18 protein-coding genes are annotated in these 19,067 nt (G+C 57.6%); 4 read left to right on the top strand and 14 right to left on the bottom strand.

Annotated elements, in window-relative coordinates; genetic code table 11:
- The first annotated feature begins 82 nt into the window (after positions 1-82).
- Entirely contained in the window at positions 83-1,048 is a 966-nt protein-coding gene (locus ACX9NZ_RS01060; protein WP_118653421.1) for a hypothetical protein, read from the top strand.
- Positions 1,049-1,248: 200 nt separating this feature from the next.
- On the opposite strand, the gene ACX9NZ_RS01055 is transcribed toward ACX9NZ_RS01060, so the two are convergent.
- The 7 genes from ACX9NZ_RS01055 to ACX9NZ_RS01025 all read right to left on the bottom strand — a co-directional run bounded on the left by ACX9NZ_RS01055 (position 1,249) and on the right by ACX9NZ_RS01025 (position 8,912).
- Complete coding sequence (locus ACX9NZ_RS01055) at positions 1,249-2,190, bottom strand: transketolase family protein (protein WP_118653419.1); 942 nt, start codon at positions 2,188-2,190, stop codon at positions 1,249-1,251.
- A gap of 4 nt (positions 2,191-2,194) precedes the next feature.
- Positions 2,195-3,037: a transketolase gene (locus tag ACX9NZ_RS01050; protein ID WP_317440130.1), complete on the bottom strand. Its 843-nt coding sequence runs from the start codon at positions 3,035-3,037 to the stop codon at positions 2,195-2,197.
- A gap of 176 nt (positions 3,038-3,213) precedes the next feature.
- Positions 3,214-3,897, bottom strand: a complete 684-nt coding sequence (locus ACX9NZ_RS01045) for a transaldolase family protein (protein ID WP_407496615.1) — start codon at positions 3,895-3,897, stop codon at positions 3,214-3,216.
- A gap of 149 nt (positions 3,898-4,046) precedes the next feature.
- Positions 4,047-5,489 carry a sensor histidine kinase gene (locus ACX9NZ_RS01040; RefSeq protein WP_407496617.1) on the bottom strand — a complete coding sequence of 481 codons (1,443 nt, stop codon included), beginning with the start codon at positions 5,487-5,489 and terminating at the stop codon, positions 4,047-4,049.
- A 33-nt stretch (positions 5,490-5,522) separates the two neighbouring features.
- Entirely contained in the window at positions 5,523-6,200 is a 678-nt protein-coding gene (locus ACX9NZ_RS01035; RefSeq protein ID WP_118653413.1) for a response regulator transcription factor, read from the bottom strand.
- A gap of 31 nt (positions 6,201-6,231) precedes the next feature.
- A complete protein-coding gene (pstB, locus tag ACX9NZ_RS01030) occupies positions 6,232-7,065 on the bottom strand; it encodes a phosphate ABC transporter ATP-binding protein PstB (protein ID WP_407496644.1) in 834 nt (277 codons plus the stop codon).
- Between the two features lie 401 nt (positions 7,066-7,466).
- Complete coding sequence (locus tag ACX9NZ_RS01025; protein WP_407496619.1) at positions 7,467-8,912, bottom strand: sensor histidine kinase; 1,446 nt, start codon at positions 8,910-8,912, stop codon at positions 7,467-7,469.
- Positions 8,913-9,220: 308 nt separating this feature from the next.
- Here ACX9NZ_RS01025 and ACX9NZ_RS01020 point away from each other — a divergent pair, with 308 nt between their 5' ends.
- Positions 9,221-9,505 carry a hypothetical protein gene (locus ACX9NZ_RS01020; RefSeq protein ID WP_407496621.1) on the top strand — a complete coding sequence of 95 codons (285 nt, stop codon included), beginning with the start codon at positions 9,221-9,223 and terminating at the stop codon, positions 9,503-9,505.
- A 79-nt stretch (positions 9,506-9,584) separates the two neighbouring features.
- On the top strand, positions 9,585-10,091 hold the full coding sequence (locus ACX9NZ_RS01015; protein ID WP_407496623.1) for a GNAT family N-acetyltransferase: 507 nt from the start codon (positions 9,585-9,587) through the stop codon (positions 10,089-10,091).
- Positions 10,092-10,167: 76 nt separating this feature from the next.
- Here ACX9NZ_RS01015 and ACX9NZ_RS01010 read toward each other — a convergent pair whose 3' ends face one another.
- The 3 genes from ACX9NZ_RS01010 to ACX9NZ_RS01000 form a co-directional block, all read right to left on the bottom strand.
- The gene (locus ACX9NZ_RS01010; RefSeq protein WP_302742115.1) at positions 10,168-10,461 is read right to left on the bottom strand and encodes a DUF2442 domain-containing protein; all 294 of its coding nucleotides are present in this window, start codon (positions 10,459-10,461) and stop codon (positions 10,168-10,170) included.
- A 1-nt stretch (position 10,462) separates the two neighbouring features.
- Positions 10,463-10,957 (bottom strand): hypothetical protein, encoded by a 495-nt coding sequence (locus ACX9NZ_RS01005; RefSeq protein WP_407496625.1) that lies wholly within the window; start codon positions 10,955-10,957, stop codon positions 10,463-10,465.
- Between the two features lie 144 nt (positions 10,958-11,101).
- Entirely contained in the window at positions 11,102-11,932 is an 831-nt protein-coding gene (locus tag ACX9NZ_RS01000) for a hypothetical protein (RefSeq protein WP_118653385.1), read from the bottom strand.
- A gap of 282 nt (positions 11,933-12,214) precedes the next feature.
- Between ACX9NZ_RS01000 and ACX9NZ_RS00995 the strand changes: the two genes are divergently transcribed.
- Complete coding sequence (locus ACX9NZ_RS00995) at positions 12,215-12,754, top strand: hypothetical protein (protein WP_118653383.1); 540 nt, start codon at positions 12,215-12,217, stop codon at positions 12,752-12,754.
- 1,203 nt (positions 12,755-13,957) lie between these two features.
- On the opposite strand, the gene ACX9NZ_RS00990 is transcribed toward ACX9NZ_RS00995, so the two are convergent.
- The 4 genes from ACX9NZ_RS00990 to ACX9NZ_RS00975 all read right to left on the bottom strand — a co-directional run bounded on the left by ACX9NZ_RS00990 (position 13,958) and on the right by ACX9NZ_RS00975 (position 19,035).
- A complete protein-coding gene (locus ACX9NZ_RS00990) occupies positions 13,958-15,208 on the bottom strand; it encodes an IS256 family transposase (protein WP_407496628.1) in 1,251 nt (416 codons plus the stop codon).
- Between the two features lie 348 nt (positions 15,209-15,556).
- Positions 15,557-16,318 (bottom strand): SGNH/GDSL hydrolase family protein, encoded by a 762-nt coding sequence (locus ACX9NZ_RS00985; protein ID WP_407496630.1) that lies wholly within the window; start codon positions 16,316-16,318, stop codon positions 15,557-15,559.
- Positions 16,311-17,573 carry a glycosyltransferase family 4 protein gene (locus ACX9NZ_RS00980; protein WP_407496632.1) on the bottom strand — a complete coding sequence of 421 codons (1,263 nt, stop codon included), beginning with the start codon at positions 17,571-17,573 and terminating at the stop codon, positions 16,311-16,313. The genes ACX9NZ_RS00985 and ACX9NZ_RS00980 overlap by 8 nt, the downstream gene beginning before the upstream one ends.
- A gap of 10 nt (positions 17,574-17,583) precedes the next feature.
- On the bottom strand, positions 17,584-19,035 hold the full coding sequence (locus tag ACX9NZ_RS00975; RefSeq protein ID WP_407496634.1) for a lipopolysaccharide biosynthesis protein: 1,452 nt from the start codon (positions 19,033-19,035) through the stop codon (positions 17,584-17,586).
- Between the last annotated feature and the right edge of the window lie 32 nt (positions 19,036-19,067).

Here is a 19,067-nt window from a genome sequence, read left to right as displayed (position 1 = left end):
ACAAGAAATACTGTATGAAGTAGTTTTTTGACCACTTTGGCAAAAATGCGCCGAAATGCAGAAAAGAGCGTATCGTCTATGCATGGAGAAAGTTGTCTGCGCGTGCGGCGCCTCCGCACTCGAACTCTACCGATCGAGCAAACGCCTCATCCCGACGCTGCTCGACAAGCCGAGGACCGGCCAGGTCACCGGCCTGTCAGTTCCGCCGCGGCAGCTCCTGGCTGATGACATGACCGTCCACGGCATCGTGAGCAAGCCATATCACGTTCTCGTCGATGGAAACCGCGGATACAACCAACGTCAAGATACCCAAGTCACGGCATGCTACCGCCCTCTTCCTCCTCGGTCGCTCATAAAAATCGACCGATCGTTCTGGACGGTGAGTCCCGAACTCTCCTTCATCCAGATTGCGGGCGACAACACCTGGAGCAACTTCGATATCATCAGCTTGGGATATGAGCTTTGCGGCACCTATGTTCTCGATGATTCGTGGGACGGCCTCACGTGCACCGAGAAACCGCTTACATCAACCGAGAAAATCGGCAGGCTCACCGACTCCATCCACAGGGTCACCGGCATCAAGCGGGCGCGTAATTTGCTCAAATACGTGAACGGCCTGTCAAACTCCCCTATGGAGACCGTCCTGGCCATGCTTGTCTCGCTGCCCACCACGATGGGCGGTCTAGGTCTCGGTCCCATCTCGATGAACCATCCCGTCGCGACGCCCGTCGGGAGGCGGCGCGTCGACATCGGGTTCACCCGGCAGCGCGTCGGCCTTGAATACCAAGGAAAGGAGTTCCACTCCATAGAGGCGGCAGGGCGGGATGCGCGGCGACAAAACAAAATCGTCGGCTCCGGATTCACCATCTTGAACGTGTGGTACGAGGATCTTGTCGATGAGCACCTATTCCAGCAGTTCACCGACGATCTGTTCCGCGCCCTGGGCTCTCGCAAGCGCATTCGCACCAGCGGATTCCATACGCTCCAAAAGATTTTGCGAATGCAGCTCATGCCGACCGTAACCAGATATGGAGGCAACGAATTCTGACGGGGGTCGCGGATGCGCGGCACCGCGAGCTTTGCTGTCGAAAGTGCGGCGCCGCGCCAATCGAAGATGCGAGCCCCACCGATCGAGCATGAGAATCCCAGCCAATCGAGCATGCGATTTCGCACCAATGAAAAACGCGGCACCGCGTCAAGCGGCACCGCGTTTCATCGCATGTCGGCGTGAAGGCGGGAGCGGACCCTCTACGCAAGCACCTCGCGCACAGTGGCGGCAACACCCTCGGCGTTGAGGCCGTACTTGTCCAAAAGCTCCAGCGCCGGGCCGGACTCGCCGAACGTGTCGCGAACGCCAACACGGCGCATGGGCACCGGGCACTGCTCGCCCAAAACGGCCGCGCACGCCTCACCAAGGCCACCCATAATGGAGTGCTCCTCAACCGTCACCACGTGGCCGGTCTTGGAAGCGGAAGCGACGAGTGCCTCCGAGTCGAGCGGCTTGATGGTGTGCATGTTGACGACCTCGGCGGAGATTCCCTCCGCGGCAAGGACCTCTGCAGCCTCAAGCGCGGCGGACACCATAAGGCCGCAAGCGACGATGGACACATCGGTGCCCTCGCGCATGACGACGGCACGGCCGAGCTCGAACTCGTAGGTATCAGGGTCGTTGATCACCGGCGCAGCAAGACGGCCAAAGCGCAGGTAGAAGGGGCCGTCCGTCGCATAGGCGCAACGCGTGGCGGCACGGGCCTCCACGTCGTCGGCGGGAACCACGACCGTCATGCCGGGAATGGTGCGCATGAGGGCGATGTCCTCGTTGCACTGGTGCGTGGCTCCGTCCTCGCCCACCGAGATGCCGGCATGCGTGGCGCCGATCTTCACGTTGAGATGCGGATAGCCGATCGAGTTGCGAATCTGCTCGAACGCACGGCCTGCGGCGAACATCGCAAACGAGCTCGCGAACGCAACGCGGCCCGTGGTGGCAACACCCGCGGCGAGGCCCATCATGTTGCCCTCGGCGATGCCGGCATTGTAGAAACGGTCGGGGTAGGCGGCCTTGAACTTGCCCGTCTGCGTCGCCGCGGCAAGGTCGGCGTCGAACACCACGAAGTCATCGTGCTCCGCACCGAGCTCGACCAGCGCCTCGCCGTAGCTCACACGCGTGGCGATCCTCTTAACGTCTGCCATTGCCTTACGCCTCCTTCGCGAGCTCGGCCGCGCGGGCATCAAGCTCGGCCATTGCCTGCTCGAACTGCTCGTCGTTGGGGGCCTTGCCATGCCAGCCCACCTGGCCCTCCATGAAGGAGACGCCCTTGCCCTTGACCGTCTCGGCGACGATGCACACGGGTTTGCCGCTCACCTCGCGAGCAGCCTGGAACGCAGCGCGCACCTGCGCCATGTCGTTGCCGTCAGCGAGTTCGATGACGTGGAAGCCAAAGGCCTCGAACTTGTTGGCAATGGGCATCGCGGAGTTGACCTCCTCGATGCTGCCGTCGATCTGCAGGCCGTTGTGATCGACGATGAGCACGAGGTTGTCGAGATGGTGGTTGCCGGCGAACATCGCGGCCTCCCACACCTGGCCTTCCTCGATCTCGCCATCGCCCAGCAGGCAGAACGTACGATACGCATCGCCCCAGTGCTTGGCGGCGAGCGCCATGCCCACCGCGGCGGAGATGCCCTGACCCAGCGAGCCAGTGGACATGTCGACGCCGGGAGTGTCGTTCATGTTGGGATGGCCCTGCAAGTGGCTACCAACATGGCGCAGGGTCTCAAGATCATCTTTGGGGAAGAACCCGCGCTCGGCGAGCACGGAATACAGGGCAGGGGCGCAGTGACCCTTAGAGAGGACGAACCGGTCACGATTCGCGCGGCGCGGGTCGCTCGGGTCGATGTTCATCTCCTCAAAATACAGATACGTGATGATATCGGCTGAGCCGAGGGAGCCGCCGGGATGGCCGGACTTGGCGGCATGCGTTCCGACCACGACCCCCTTTCTAACTTCATTGGCAATCTGGATGAGTTCCTCATCGCTCATGGACAATGCCTCCTTGCATGTGAGCGGTGGCGCGTTACCAGGGTAATCATAGCGGCAGGACGTGGCGGAGGGTCGAAAGCAAACGGTAAATTCAAAACCTTACAATGTGAAATTGAGACATCTACCTGCGATAAAACGCTTGACCACAAGACGTTTTGAGAATCAAGCGAAAGGACCTAGCGAGCAGATGCAACCCGCTCCCAATCCGCCTCGAAAGCGGCGAGACCGGCGTCGGTAAGCGGGTGATGCAGGCATTTTCTGAGGGCTTTCATGGGCACGGTGGCGATATCCGCTCCCATGAGCGCCGCCTGCGTCACGTGGTTGGGCGTGCGCACGGAAGCGGTGATGATCTCAACTCGACTGTCCGGATTCTTGCCCGACCAATCGTAATTCTTGATGCACGTCACGATATCCCCAAGCTGGGCAAGGCCGTCGAGCGCAATGTCGTCGTAACGGCCAACGAACGGCGACACGTAGCGGGCGCCGGCGTTGGCAGCCAAAAGCGCCTGCGTCGCAGAGAAGATGAGCGTCATGTTCACGCGCGCGCCCTCGTCTGCAAGGGCGCGGCATGCAGTCAAGCCCGCTTCGCAAATGGGGAGCTTGACCACGATGTTCGGTGCGAGCGCAGAAAGGCGGCGGCCCTGCTCGACCATGCCCTCCGCAGTGTTCGCCGTCACCTCTGCCGAGACGGGCAAGCCCTCGCACAGCTCGGCGATCTTGAGCATGTGCGGCTCGAAGTCCTCGAGCTTGCCGCCCGTTTTTGCATACAGGCTTGGATTGGTGGTCACGCCCGCCAAGCAACCCCAGCTTTTTGCCTCGGCGATTTCCTCGAGATCTGCCGTGTCGATAAAGAACTTCATCTCAAACCCTTCTCGCGGCATCATGCGACACAAAGCACAGTATAAAAGCTGCGTTGTAGGCGTTTTGGAGCTAAAGCGTTTTGGCATCGACAAGCGGTCGAGAATTTACATAGCCGGCCCGCCAGCGGGCTCCCGCCCGGGCGGTTGCTTTACAGCTCCGGCAGCTCCTGCACCGGAAAGTGCACGGATATGCTGGTGCCGCGGCCAAGCTCGCTATCCAATTCGATGCGCGCGCCGTGATACGCCGCGGCGTGCTTGACAATGGCGAGACCCAATCCCGTGCCACCGCGAGCCTTGGAACGGCTTTTGTCCACGCGGTAGAACCGTTCAAAGATCTTGCCCTGCTCCTCAGCGGCGATACCAATACCCGTGTCGGCAACGCAGATGTACGGCGCAAAGAGCCCCGAGGCCTCATCTGCATCCGATCCGCCGACTTGCTCAACGCCGCACGAGAGCGTCACAACGCCGCCGGGACGGTTGTAGCGTATGGCATTGCTCGCCAAATTGTACGCAAGCTCGTCGATGAGCCGCGGAACACCCACCACCATGGCAGGCTCGCACGCCAGCTCAATCCGCACGTCCGCGCGCTGGGCGACTTGCTCCAAGCGCTGGGCGATGCCCTCAAGCGTGCGTGGCACGTCGATGGGTTCGCGCATGCCCAGCGTCGCCGACGCGGCACCGTCCTCGGAGCGCTCCGCCTCGTCCAAGTTGGACAAGGTGAGGATGTCATTCACAAGGGAAGTGAGCCTTCCCGCCTCGTTGTAAATACGACGTCCAAAGTCGCGCAGATCTGCCTCGTCGGTCACCATACCGTTGGCGATGAGCTCCGCGTAACCCGAAACCGTGGTGAGCGGCGTCTTGAGCTCATGGGTTATGTTCGCCGTGAACTCGCGGCGCATGCGATCATTGTTGGCGAGCACACGCACCTGGCGCTTGAGCTCTTGGCGCTGGGTCTCAATACGCTCCAACATGGGCTCCATTTCGGCGTAGGCGTTTTGTGCATTGCGCTGGGGGTGATCGAGGTCCACCTCGAGCAGCGGCTCGATGATGCGCCTGGATTCACGGCGCGCCACGGCAACGGAGACCACAACGCCGACGGCGGTCAAAATCGCCACGGGCCCGGCAAGCGACCAGAGAACAGACAGGTATCCCGCCTCGCCCTTTGCCAAGCGCACCACGCTGCCGTCCGCCAGGCGAACCGCCTCATACAGCATGACCTCGCCCAGCGTTGAGCTGGCGCGGTCAGAAGAACCGCTCCCGGTCTCAAACGCCTCCTCGATCTCGGGACGATCCCCGTGGTCTTCCATCTTGCTCTCGTCGATATCGGTGTCGTACAACACGTCACCGTCTTTCCCCACAAGTGTGATGCGCGTATCGTCCTGCTGCAGACGCCTAAGCATGCCGACATAGCTTGGAGAGCTGTTGAGGGAGGCCGCCACAACGCGCGCCTCGCTAGCCAGCTCCTCGGATGTCGAATCAACCAGGCGCTTTTGCATGAACAAGGTGAGCGCAAGGGCAAACACCACGATCGTGATGAGGGACATGGTGAGCATCGTGGCGAACACACGCTTGGAAAGGGAGCGTTTGGCCACGCGCGAACTCACGCGACCGCATCGAGGCGTCATTTACAGGTCTGCCAAACGATAGCCCACGCCGCGCACCGTCTCGATGCGATCGGCGTAATCGCCCAGCTTTTGACGGAGCGTCTGCACATGTACGTCGACCGTACGCGAGCCGCCGTCAAAGTCCCAGCCCCACACGCTGCGCAAAAGAGACTCGCGCGTAAAGACCACGCCGGGCTTGCGCATGAGGTACTCGAGCAGGTCGAACTCACGCAGCGTGAGCTTGAGCTCCTGTCCCTCAACGCGCACCACGCGATGGCTGGGGGAAAGCTCGATGCCTCCCACGGAAAGCGTCTCGGGCGCGGGACGATTGGACATGCCGCCGCGGCGCAACAGGGCGCGGCAGCGGCTCGTGAGCTCCATGAGGGAGAACGGTTTGGTGAGGTAGTCATCCGCGCCGCCATCGAGCGCCACGACCTTGTCGAGCTCGGAATCTTTGGCGGTGAGCATCATGATGGGAACCGTCGCGGTGGCCTGGTCGGCGCGCAGGCGCCGCATGATCTCGAGGCCATCGGTGTCGGGCAGCATGATGTCGAGCAGAACCGCATCGGGGACGCGACGCGCAACGGCAGCCTTGAACTCGCTGTCCGATGCGAACCCCTCAGCCTCTATCCCCTGCTGGCGCAGCGCATAGAGGGTGAGACCCCGAATATTGTCATCGTCCTCGACGTAGTAAATCATAGGAACGGCTCCTCTCGCCTATTGGTGGATTTTACCCAAATCGGCCGGTGAGGTAGTCCGCCGTGCGCTGGTCGCGCGGAGCTTTAAAGATCTGCGCGGTGGTGCCATGCTCAACCAGCTCACCCAGCAGGAAGAACGCCACAGAGTCGGAAATGCGCGATGCCTGCTGCATGTTGTGCGTCACCACTACCAAGGTGTAATCCTGCTTAAGTTCCATCGCCAGCTGCTCAACCTGCACCGTGGAAATGGGGTCGAGTGCGCTCGTGGGCTCGTCCATGAGCAGAACCTGCGGCTTGACCGCGATCGCGCGCGCGATGCACAGACGCTGCTGCTGTCCACCAGACAGACCAAGGCCCGACGACTTCAGCTTGTCCTTGACCTCATCCCACAGCGCGGCGCGACGTAGGGACTCCTCGACTATGCCATCCAGCTCCGAACGGCTCTTGACACCCATGCCGCGCGGACCATACGCCACGTTGTCGTAGATGCTCATGGGGAACGGATTGGGATGCTGGAAGACCATACCCACGCGCTGACGCAACAAGGTGGTGTCGAAGCCGTCGTAGATGTCTTGCCCATCGAGCTTGATGGAGCCCTCAACGCGGCAATCCTTAACGTAGTCGTTCATGCGATTGAAGCAGCGAAGGAGCGTGGACTTTCCGCAGCCGGACGGACCGATGAACGAGGTGATCTCGCGCTCCGGAATATCGATGGACACGTCCTTGAGCGCATGATGGTCACCGTAAAACAAGTCGACGTGGCTCACGGAAAGGCGCGTGGCGTGGTGTACGGGCACGGTGCCGCCCAGGTCGATCTTGGGCGCGCCAACCTCGCGCAATGCCGCCGCCTCGGCCGCGCGGGCCATGGCAAGGGCGCTTTCCTCAGACGTTCGATCCACCTGGGTCCTCCTCAACATGAGCGTCATAGCGCACAGAATGATACGGAGTCCACCTCAAAGGCCGGAAAGGCATATGTAAGGAGCCTGTAAGGAACAACCTCGCGATGCGCGTGGATGTTAAGAACTCGCAGGAGCCGCGATCGGAAGGTTCTGAACCTCAATCTGGGGACCTCAATTTGGAAACGGGCGCCGCATTGAGGTTGTGATAGAGAGCTTCTTGAGCTTTTTCGTATTGTTTTTCGATTTTGCAAAGTAGAGCAGCCTCAACGGGCGCGATGCGGCAACAAAACCGCAGTTCGCCGCAGCATGCCCCATCTGTCTACTTCGCAAAATCCAATTTCTGTACGAAAAAGCTCATCTAGCCTACGCTAACCACGCGACTCGTTAGGCAGCTCGATGGTGAAAACCGTCGCCTCGGGCGTGGAAGCGCAGGAAATGGTGCCCCCGTGCGCGGAAACGATCTCCTTGGCGATCGCCAGGCCAAGCCCCGCGCCACCGCGGTTAGTCGCGCGCGCGGCATCCAGCCGGTAGAACTTCTCGAAGATCATGCCGAGCTTGGGAGCGGGAATCGGGTCACCCTGGTTTTCGAAGCGCACGACCACGCTATCGGGCGTCTGCTCGGCAAAGATCCGAATGGTCGACCCCTCGTAGCTGTACGCGATCGCGTTCTTCATCACGTTGTTGAACACGCGCGCCATCTTGTCGCCATCAATGAGCACGATGAGACTCGCGGTTGCCTCCACCTCAACTGATTTTCCTTGCTCGGTGAGGATGGGATAGAATTCGTCGGCGACCTGCGCGAGCAGCAGCGCCAAGTCAACATAGCCGCGGGTAAGCACGATGTCGTGGAAGTCGAAGCGCGTGATGTCGAAGAACTCCTCGATAAGTGCATCCAGGCGGTGCGCCTTGTCGAGCGCGATGCCCGTAAAGCGAGCGCGCTGCTCAACGGGCAAGTCGGGAGCCTCCTCGAGAAGCGAGAGGTAGCCCACCACGCTCGCCAGCGGCGTTTTGAGGTCGTGCGCGAGATAGGTGACGAGGTCGTCTTTGCGGCGGGCCTCGTCGCGCAGGGCATCCGCCACCTGACGTTCGCGGTTGCGCACGCGGTTGATAGCGCCCTCCACCTCGAGAAACGTACCATCAAGATTCGCCACGTTCTCGGGGTGCTCAATGAGACGGTCGACCAGATGCGCGGCGATCGCACGATCTGCCAGAGCCTGGCCGCGGTCGTACCCCATGTAATACATCGCGCGACCGGCAAAAAAGACACCGCACACCGCGAGCGCGAGCAAAAAGCCGCAGAACATGAACAGGTAGTCGAGGTCAATGAAAAGCCTGCCGGCGCCCATCGTGAAAAGACGGCCCAAGAACAGGACGATGAACCACGCAAGGCCGCCGAGCGTAACTGCGCGGCGGGCCGTGATAAACCGGTCGATGAGCATGTACCCCACCACGACCACAATGAGGAAGGCAGGGAAGTTCTCGCCCGCCACCACCGAGAACGATATCAGCACGAGTACCACGATGGAGAGCAGGCGGCTATCGAGAATGTTGCGCATCTTGGCAAGGAGCTCGTCCATGGAGTCGTTATACGTAGTGAACGTGCGATCCCCCACGGGCGACGAAGTCGAGTTACGAACGGCGGATGCGGGGGGCATGCTGGCGACATGCGCGCCAAAGCTGCCCTCATCTGCCCTAGGCGCGTCTTTGGGAGATGGAGCGGAAGAACCCGTTGGAGTCGCGTCCAGCGATGCAGCGACGTCCGCCACGTTGCCTGTCCGCGTATTCGGAGCACCCGTCATGGGGTTAACGGGCAAATGGCCCCCTCGCCTCGATGCCTGCTTGTCGTTCCACATAGCCACTCGCTCTCGCCCGAGGTGGCATGATCGCGCGCGACCATGATTACATTCCTGCATCCATTATGACCAATGCAGCCCCGCATCAATCGGTATGCGGGTACATTAAGCGAGGATTAAGTGGAGACGAGTCTCCGCGTGTCTTGATGCGGGGCGCTGCGAATAACGCCCCGCCAAGCAATGCGCCCTCTCAATGCCGAGCAGGGGAATACAATAGGCGGACGGACGGATTCGCGTTCGCGCGAACCTCGATACGGGTACACGGAGGCGTGCCCGCACTCGCCCACGCCGGACAGATGAACTCATGGAGCCAGATTCCCGAGCTCGTCCAAGCGGGGCTTATGGGCATCGAGGTGCATCACCCTGACCACGGCTCCAAGGCCGTTGAGCAGGCGCGCGAGGCTGCCGCGCGCTACGGCCTCATGAGGACCGGCGGCAGCGACTACCACGGGCGCAACGGCTCGACCGAAGCCGCGGGCGCGCGTTCGATCTTGGTCGAAGAGGCCGGCGAGCGCGTGATGGAGCTGTTCGGGCGCGAGAAGGGGCTCACGTAGCGCATTCGGCGGCATACGCAAGAGCGCGTCACATATGCTCGGCATGTACTACTTTAGTGTGTGTCTATTTGGAGGGCCAATGGGAGATGGGTTGAAACCACAGAACAATTTGGAATGTCTGCAATCGGGCTCCGCCTGCGGTAACGTGATCATTCGCCCCGCAACCGAAGCGGACGCCGCGTTTGTCCACAACATGATGTGCCAGCTCGAAACGATGGAATTCGATTACCCCTCGTTCCTCCAACGCTTCTCTAGACAACTCCATAATCCAAACTATACCTGCTTTATAGCCGAATCCGGGGGATTGCCCGCCGGTGTGATCAACTTAAAAATCGAAGCGCATCTGCACCACGAGTGCCCGACTGCCGAGATCTGCGAACTAGTCGTCGACGCTCGGGCACGCGGGGGCGGTATAGGCACGAAACTCGTCCAGCGTGCCCTCCGCATCGCGCGCGAAGCCGGGTGCGAAGTGCTCGAATTGAGCTCAAACGGGTCCCGCACTGATGCGCATCGGCTCTATGAGCGGCTCGGGCTGAGTAAGACGCATTGGCATATGACGATGCCGTTGGAGCAAGAAGAGCGCTGAGCGAAGGGTGCGCGCACGCGGGCGACGCCATTATCGAAGGCCGGCTGCCCTTTGCGAACATAAAACATGGCAACGGTCAGGCGACCTGCTGATATTCAAAACTCCGCTCGTAAAGCGCCTCGGGGGCAATGTCTATGTCGCCATCACACCATGTCATGATGCCGTGCTCGAGCCGGAAATCCTTGAGGACGTCCTCGTCCTCAAGCGGCTCGAAGGCGGGCATGGATAAAAGGCAGCTGGCATCGAACAGGCGTGTCTCCCCCGTCGAGAACGTGACGAGCAAGATGCGCTCGCCGACATACCGCGCATGGGAGACCTCGATGCCCTCAACGGGCTCCCCAGCATATGCGATGCCGTCGATGATGTACATGCTACCTCCTACACGAGCGGCTCAATCTTGTCGAAGGGCTTTCCAGCTTTAATGCAATCTGGTACTGATACATGGAAAACAAAAGGGAGTGATAGCTATCGATAAACGACGACAACGATTTACCCAAGTCGCCCTTGAATACAAATTTCGCTTCAAGGGCTAAATCCTGCAACTCTGCCAACTTACACAGAAGAAGCTGCTGGTAATCTTGCTCAAGCACATGCGCAATAGACAGACCAATGGAATAGAGATAAGCGTTATTGGTCATGAATTGAAAAGACAAATCGTTTGCCAAATCCGGGCTTTCTTGCTCCCTTTCTAGATAATGGCGATTTTTCTCACAAAGATTCATGAGGCTCCTAGCATTTGTCCACACGCTAAGCCGATGGTTAAAGAGCCCCTGCTTGTTTGACTGAGTTATTTGATGGAACGTGACAAAAAGAGCCACTAGCGCGGTCGACGCCGTCACCACAGCATCAACATTCGAAATAGCCATTTTGCACTCTCTTTCAGTCAGATCCTAAGCTGTACCTGCAAGCAATTCATGTTGTGAGAATTCTCGCACGCCGTGCGGACATGATTATCGACCTAGAGCCAAGTTTCATGCTCATGGGGCATGGCACCGGCTCCCCCATGTGCCTCAACCCACGGTACAGAACATCTTAACCTTCCGATTCCCCAACTCGTAAAAGCGCCGGGTCAGCTCTTCCTTTGAGATGTTTCCGCCGGTCTGGGCAAAGATCCACGCTGCCGTATTGTGCGCGGCGATCTCGGCGTCTATGTACAGGCCATCGTATTGCAGTTCGTGAGCGATGTCCCTTATGTCCCCGATATCCAAGACGTATGGGGTCGCGACCGCAACCCCACGGTAAAGCGCAATTCTCCACTCTCTTTGCGACGCGTATTGCACCGCCTTTTTGAACGGCCCGAAACAAGTCCCCGGGAGCCCATCGGGAAAGAAGGCGTCCCCCGGCGCTTCATCCATCTCAAGCAGAATATGATTGCCCAGATCCCGACCGGGAGCCAAGGCGGGAGGCCCATAGGCCACGGGCGAAAAGATGTATTCCGCCCCTTGGGCGGCCACCGCGCACACCACCCGTTTGAGAAACTGATCGATATCATCGATTGCGATGAAATACTCGCCGAGCTCGCGAGGGTTCCCTAGGGTCTCGATACACGGCAGTCCATTGATGTTCTTGACGGTATCCATGGCAAAGCAGAGGATATTACACGAGGCAAAACCAGATGGACACACTTGAGCGCAATGCATCTGCACCCTTCTGAACTCTATGGGCAATGCCTCCAGAGTCATCGGCTCAATCTCGAGGCTCAGACCTTCGGCGGCGTCCCTCTGGGCTTCGTTTCCGTTACTCCAAAAATACCCCAGGGAGTTCATGTAGAGCCTGCCGTCGAGGAATTCCTCTCTGTACTCCTGGCGACCAAAACCCTTGACGAGGCGGTAGCGTTCCATCGTGTCCCCCGAAACCCTCGATCCTCATATCTAGCACTTTCCCGAAATTATGCCCCTATTCACGACGCCGCATAGGTAGACGTAAATATGCTGGATCGTTCTTGGTGGAGGCATCCTAAACAGAAGTCGGGTTTGAGTAATCAATAGATTAGGTATGACATATATATTTGTTTACGTGTATATTCATCTAATTAGACGAGTTTTTTAAGAACTTGAACTTGTTTATAGTTGCAACAAACAAAACGAATGCTATCATTGCCTTAGATTCAAGGGAGGTCAGTCATGGAAACATCCAGTATCAGCCTAGATTTAACGAAGAGGTCATTCACCATTTCCGGAAGCGAGGAGTTTGTTTCTGCGCGTCTGGCGCAAATGCTTGAGCTGGTCTCCACAGCCACAAGCCCCTCAATCCCATCTTCAGAGCCTAAGACAATCATGCCAGATTCTTTCGACCGAGATGATGCGAGCCTCAAGGATCAGTGCGAGACTGCAGGTATATTCTACCTGGACCAAGAGACAGGGCTCCCGGTACTTCAAGAACGTGTTCCGGGAGAAAACAAACGAGAAAAAATGCGCAACGTTGCCCTGCTGCTTCTTTACGGAGCCGAAAAGCCCATTGAAGCCGCCTACATTAAGGAACAATGTCGCAGACAATCGTGCCTTGATACCGGGAATTTCTCGAAAGCGTATGAGATGGATAAACGGAATTTCATCAAAAAGGGCAAGACTGGATCGCGGGACTGGACGCTCGAACTCACGATACCGGGAATCAAGACAGCAGAAAGCCTTATTCAGGCAATTCTAGAATCACTTTCCGAATAAACCAACTGCGCCCAGTGAGAAACACCGGGCGCAGTATAAGAAACGCGGTCTAAAGACCGTCTTGCTTGTATTGTAACTTTACGCCATCGGAAAGGCAAACGCATGGACACCCATTCGCCAAAAGATGTGTTGCCCCTGCTCGGGGCCCTCGTGTCGCCATCGTCCTCAATGCCGCCGACAACGCTGAAGAGGCTCTGGAAGCTTGCGCATGGGAGCTCGATTTAGGGCAGGCATTATTAAAGCCGATCGGTTTGGCGGAAGTCATCGTTCGCAACTCCATAGACAACGCAATTAACCAGTGGTGAATGGCCCAGGACCCTGAGAATACATGGACCACGTGCTCCGATATATATTCAAGCGCCCCGTGCTCGCTCCGTTTGTCCATCGCGCCGAATGGGAGAAGAGAGCCAAGCAGTATCTCCACGAAGGATAGGAGGTCGCTTCTCACGATGACATGATTTCCCATGCAACCTTGGGAACATGGAAAAATATGGTTGGCAATCCTGCGGGGCTCAGTCCCCGCGCTCCCATAGAATCAGAACGGCGGGAATCATGGGAAGCCGCTCGGAAACGCGATACCCAATGCGCAAGACTCTGGAAGGATGTCTTGTACCAAGCGTTTCCCAATATACCGAAGAACAAAGAGGAACGCGGAAAACTATCCCCACGCGCATACATCGGCTTGAGACTCTCGAGAATGGGGTCTTTGCGAAACAGGGTGTGCCACTGGGATAATTTGAGACTTGTTAACGTCAAGGGTCGTTATCAAGATGCTCTTGAGCTCATTCGTTCTGTCAGCCTGCCCGCATACGAATGGGCACGAGAAATATGTGATGCAGAAATCGCGGACTGCTTGTCGAGGCGTCCAGAATTCTTGAGTAGTGAAGCAGCGACATCAGCGAAAGATAGCTGAACCATAGACAGGATTCGGGTGGAACGCAGGAGTTGAAACTCGAATAGCGATATTCAGTCCTCCGCCACTTCGGACTGCCTCAACGAGTTCACCCGCCTCCATCTTGCCATCGGCACAATCGAGTTTTCGTATGGACCGCTTGCGGGCAACCCCACCAAGTGGCTGCGCAGTAACCCGAATTGGTAACGGCTGTCAGCCGCGATGGCACCACCGGTCGGTAGTGTCGGAAAAGTTGGTGTAGCCGGTCTTTCTGGGACGGGCCGCAGCCTGAATCCCTCTGCATCATAGCATCACGCCGCCCTCCTCCCCGCGCCGGCGAGCTCCATCGCCGTCTCGACGATCATGAGGCCCCTCCTGCGCGACGCCTCGCTCTCGACGGGCTCGGGCCCCGCGGGCTCGGCCAGCTTGAGCATGGACTCGGGCGAGATGTAGCGCCTGCTCGACCAGTCCTCGTCCTGCTCGGCGCACACGGCGCCCACCAGGCGCAGCATCGACTCCGGGCTCGGGAACACCTGCACGACCCTCGACCTGCGCTCTATCTCCCTGTTCATGCGCTTCTGCACGTTGTTGGTGCGGATGCGGCGCCTGTGCTCGGCGGGGAAGTCCAGGTACGCGAGCGCGTCGGCCTCCGCGTCCTCGAGCAGCGCCCCCGCGGCGGCGGACAGGGCGCCGACCGCGTCGATCGCCGCGCGGTACGCCAACCTCACGGTGGCGGGGTCCGACTCGCGGAAGACCGCCTGCATCGCCTTGGCCGCCATCGCCCTATGGCGCTTGGAGGGCAGCAGGGAGCAGACGTCGCGCTCGAGGTGGACGGCGCAGCGCTGCCAGCCGGCGCCCGGCAGGCACTCGGAGACCGCGCGCACGAGGCCCGCGTGGGCGTCGCTGACGACGAGGCGGACGCCCGAGAGCCCGCGCTCGCGCAGGCCGCGCGGGAAGCCGAGCCAGCCGGCGTGGGTCTCGGTGTCGATCGCCGCGATGCCGAGCATGCGGCGCGCGCCGTCGGAGCCGACGCCGATCGCGGTGACGACGGCCGTTGACTGCACGCGGCCGTCCCTCCTGCACTCGACGTACGTGGCGTCGAGGAACAGGTAGGGCACCTCGACTTCGGCCGGGCCGCGCGTCGCGAGCTCGCCGACCTCGGCGTCGAGCGACCTGCACATGGCGCTGACCTGGTCCTTCGAGAGCCTCTCTATTCCCACCTTGCGGGCGATCCGCTCCATCTTCCTCGTCGAGACGCCGTTCGCCCACGACTCCGCGACGGCCGCCGCGACGGCCCTGTCGGCGCGCGAGTGGCGCTCGATTATTCCCTCGGGGAAGTAGGTCCCGGCCCTCAGCTTGGGTATGCGCAGGGTGATGTCGCCGACGGGGGTGGCAAGGCCGCGCCCGCGGTAGCCGTTGCGCGAGTTCGCCCCGTCCTCGCACGGCATGTCCGCCTGCGCGTCCATCACCTCGTTCACCATCGACTCGAGCAGGGTCCGGGCGAGCTCCCTCATGTCGAGGAGCCCGTCGCCGTGGGTTGGGAGTTGCTGTAAAGTGTCCATTGCGGCCGTTGCCTTTCGAACGAATCCATCTCGTAGCTGATTTGAATTCTAGGCAGCGGCCGTCCCTTTAGCGACCTCCACTTACACCAACATTTCCGACGTGATCGCGGCCGTCCCTTCATCGACCTTGCTTACATCAACATTTTCGACGTGGTCGTCTCTGACGGGCTGCACCGAAAAGAAGAGGCCCATTTTTCAGAAAACCATAGGCCTCTCCCGCAGCATTTGGGGGGATTAACAGCGGTTCACATACTGTTCGCGATCGAAATCTGCAAGATGCCGCCGCGCCACTCGGCAACGGTCACCTTGCGGCAGGTTCGATGCGCGAGCTTTCGGCCGCGCATTACGTCAGTGGTCTGTTCTTTTGATTTGAGCTGCTATTCGCTCTGCCATAAGACGATAGCCTTCACCATTGGGATGAAAATGGTCTTTGTTGTAACAGGAATCCCAGCCAGAAGCCTCAACCTGCGATCTGAACAGACCATAGAAATCGATAAAATCTAGGGAGCGTTCCGAAGCCAGGGAGTATATCCTTTGGTTGTACAGTTCGTACTGCTCTGGTGTCCCCGAGAACAGCTCCTCATCGATGTACACGCATGAGCACGGAACGACTTTGAAACCAAGTCCCAACAACCCGTCAAGTAGCTCTTCATACTGTGGCGAAAACGACTCCAGGGGCATCCATTGCTCCGTGCCGTCAACAATCTTGATCACGCCTGACAGCGCTTTCCTGCACAGGTTGTCAGCATGCTGTCCCATGCGCTTTACGAGCGTATGGGAATAGAAAGGGCGTGGCATGAGCATGCCTCCACCCTGGAATCTTTTGGGAATGCGTGGGAATACGCGCCCCGTACGACTGGGGCGAATCTGAGCATCAACATTGCCGTACAGCACAACGCATACATCGCCTTCCCCTGCAAAGCGCACTTTATCGTCCTCTAACAGCTGTAAGGCAAAATCGACCATTGTGCCCGTATGGGCAAGGTTCACCACCTCGTAGGATTCTCCAAGCAGTCGAGAAAGCTCACCAGTAAAATTCACTTTCTTGCTGCCGAGCCCTTGCGTGATGCTATCGCCCAGCAGGTATACCATATTCTTACTGTCACTCACAGCGCACCTCCTCTACTAATTCCGTAATTGCTATAACTGCATTTGCGTAGTAGTCGTCCCAGGTCAAATCAAGAGCACACTTTCGTGCGGCCTCCGCCATGCCTGGAATTTTGTTACGATTATTTAGGAACCAATCGATTTTGCTGCGAAGTGCAGCCGCATCCTGAGTGGGCACTATAAACCCATTTTCGCCTTCTACCACACAGTCCGCTGCGCCCGTGTTGTCCGTGCAAACCACAGGCAGCCCCGAGGCAAAACCCTCCATGATGGAAAGGGCAAATCCATCTCCAAGCGACGGGAAGATCATCACATCAGCAGAAATCAGCAGATCAGACACTTCATCGTGCTGAACCATCCCCTTAAGCTCAATGTTTGAGGAAAGAGAGGCAACGATCGAATCCGGAATGTAGATAGCGCCCACGCATATAAGTCTCGCACGCGATGCTTCAATATCCCTGAAAGCTTCCAGAAGGTAGGAAATTCCCTTGTGTTCTGCGACTTGTCCAAGATATATAAAGGTCAGCGGCTCATTTTCTGACCTCGCTTGGCGTGGCGCGTACGAAAAAGCGGAGACATCAACGCCATAGTGGCAAACCCTGCATTTGTCCTGAGGGATTCCCGAATAGCCAAGGCTGCGCTCAACAAATGTTGAACCGCATAAAAATGCATCGGTAGCCTCAAGTTCGCGCTTTGTCCTATCAACGTCAATCGGATCCCAGACCCTCCTCCAGCCGTGAAGACTATCCGAGAAGTCTGGCTTGAGCTGAATGTCCTTTTCGTACACAGAGCGCAAATAGAGGGCATTGCCAGCCGACATATCAGCTATACAGACCGTAGAGGGCGATAGGCGCCTCACCTCTTCGAAAAGAACGGCAGAATGGCCATCGTATCCAACAACGGCATCTGCTCCAGTCTTTGCAACAAGCTTGGCGACTTTTCGAGCGAACCGGTCGTCGACAATGCGCTCAACTTGAGAACACCAGCGCTTTGCAAAAGATAGGTTATGCGTAAACAAAAATGCAAGTCCACCAAACTCCGAGTATTGAATCACCAACTCGTTCGATAAGCAATCGCTATGCCTGGAAGTTGCCTTCTTTCGCCAAAAGGGCGGCAATAACCTTGCCACGATTGCCGTTAAAGTATGGGGACGATAATACACCGTTGTGCAATATGCCCCAAGCATGTGAGCACTATTGAGCGCTTCTGCCAGTCGATATGAATGTTGACGTTGTGGATGCGCTACAATAATTTTCATGAACTGAATCCTATCCTTTGCTGCGGACTGTATTAAATACAGAGCGCAAACGATTGCGACGTGCATAAATACAAACTAAAAGCGCCACAACGAACGCGTAACGTACAGGCCCGAGCGTGTAAAGGACGAGGGAAATCGCCGCAAAAAGGCACGTTAAAACGCCAATGAAGCACATGAACCTGACGTCATAAATGCGAACGCTCACTCCCTTGCTCTTGAGAGTCTTCTTCATAAATAAGTAATGGAGCGCGGCGGTACCTATATAGCAGACGGCTGTAACGTATGCGGAGGCGATGTATCCGAACACGGGGATAGCGACAACGTTAAGAACGATATTCGAAACAGCTGACAGTACCGATGCGGTCGCCACATAGCCAGCCTTACCGTAATAGATTTCGACGTTCACAAACAAGGAATAGAGAAAAGTAAACACGACACCAGTAGCTATGGGCGGAATACACCATAATGCTTCCGCGTAATCTCCCGTTGCAAGCAAGGCAACGCACTCCGGTGCAAGAAGCATAAGGATAAACACCAGTACAGCTACAAGTAGAGCCGCAGCGTTAGACACGCCCGCAACAGATCGACAATCGCCTGATTTCAGTTTGCTGTAGAGCCAAGGTACAAGTGAGGAGTTGATGCCATTGCTTACCATGACAAGCAATAAGCCGGCGGAGTGTGCCACTCCGTAGATTGCCACTTTGGCGTTGTCGAGAAACCAACTAATCAGGACTTTGTCGGCTTGATTGAGTAAGACCTGCGATGCGTAATGCGGCGTGAGGGGCACGCCCATCTTGACTGAAGCACTCCACCAGTCATGGTCAAAGCAATGCTTAGAGTGCTTCAGGAAATCAATTATCACAAACATCGCGACTGCTAAATAGGGAACGAGATTACTCACTACTCGTGCAATAACCTTATAACCGCTGGGGGCCAATGTCACGGCAACTATGCCGATAGCAATACTAACGATGGAAATACCAAGCGTTACGGCTAAGAGAGGTTTGTACGCATAGTCAAACCGACGACGGGTAAGCCAAAGCGTGACAATTGCAGAAGCCCAAATATCAACAAACATTAGGGATGTCAAAAGAGTCCCCATACCCGTAAATGCGTTAATGGGAAACCGAAGCAAAAGGTACAAGATGTAAAACAATACGATCAAAGCCGTAATGAGAACTGCCTGGGACGTTGAGTATTCAGAACGCTCGTTTTCGTGATCAGACAGACCCTTGTTAAATACTTCTTGCTGTATATTAAGGGTGATTACAAGGCTAAACAGCATAACCCAAGTTACATAAAGACTGTAAGACCCATACTCATCGATCGAGAACAGTCGTGTAAAAATGGGCATCGATATGACAGATAGCCCTCGCTGAATTATCGCGCTTAGCGTAAACCACAAACCCGCTTTCACGGGCAAAGACATTGCACGGTATTTCGAAACTATCTTATCTGGCACAACGCTCCAATCATAAAAGCCGGCATTAGCAT

Source organism: Collinsella sp. BM28 (assembly GCF_054551995.1).
This window is presented reverse-complemented; position numbering and strand designations above follow the sequence as displayed.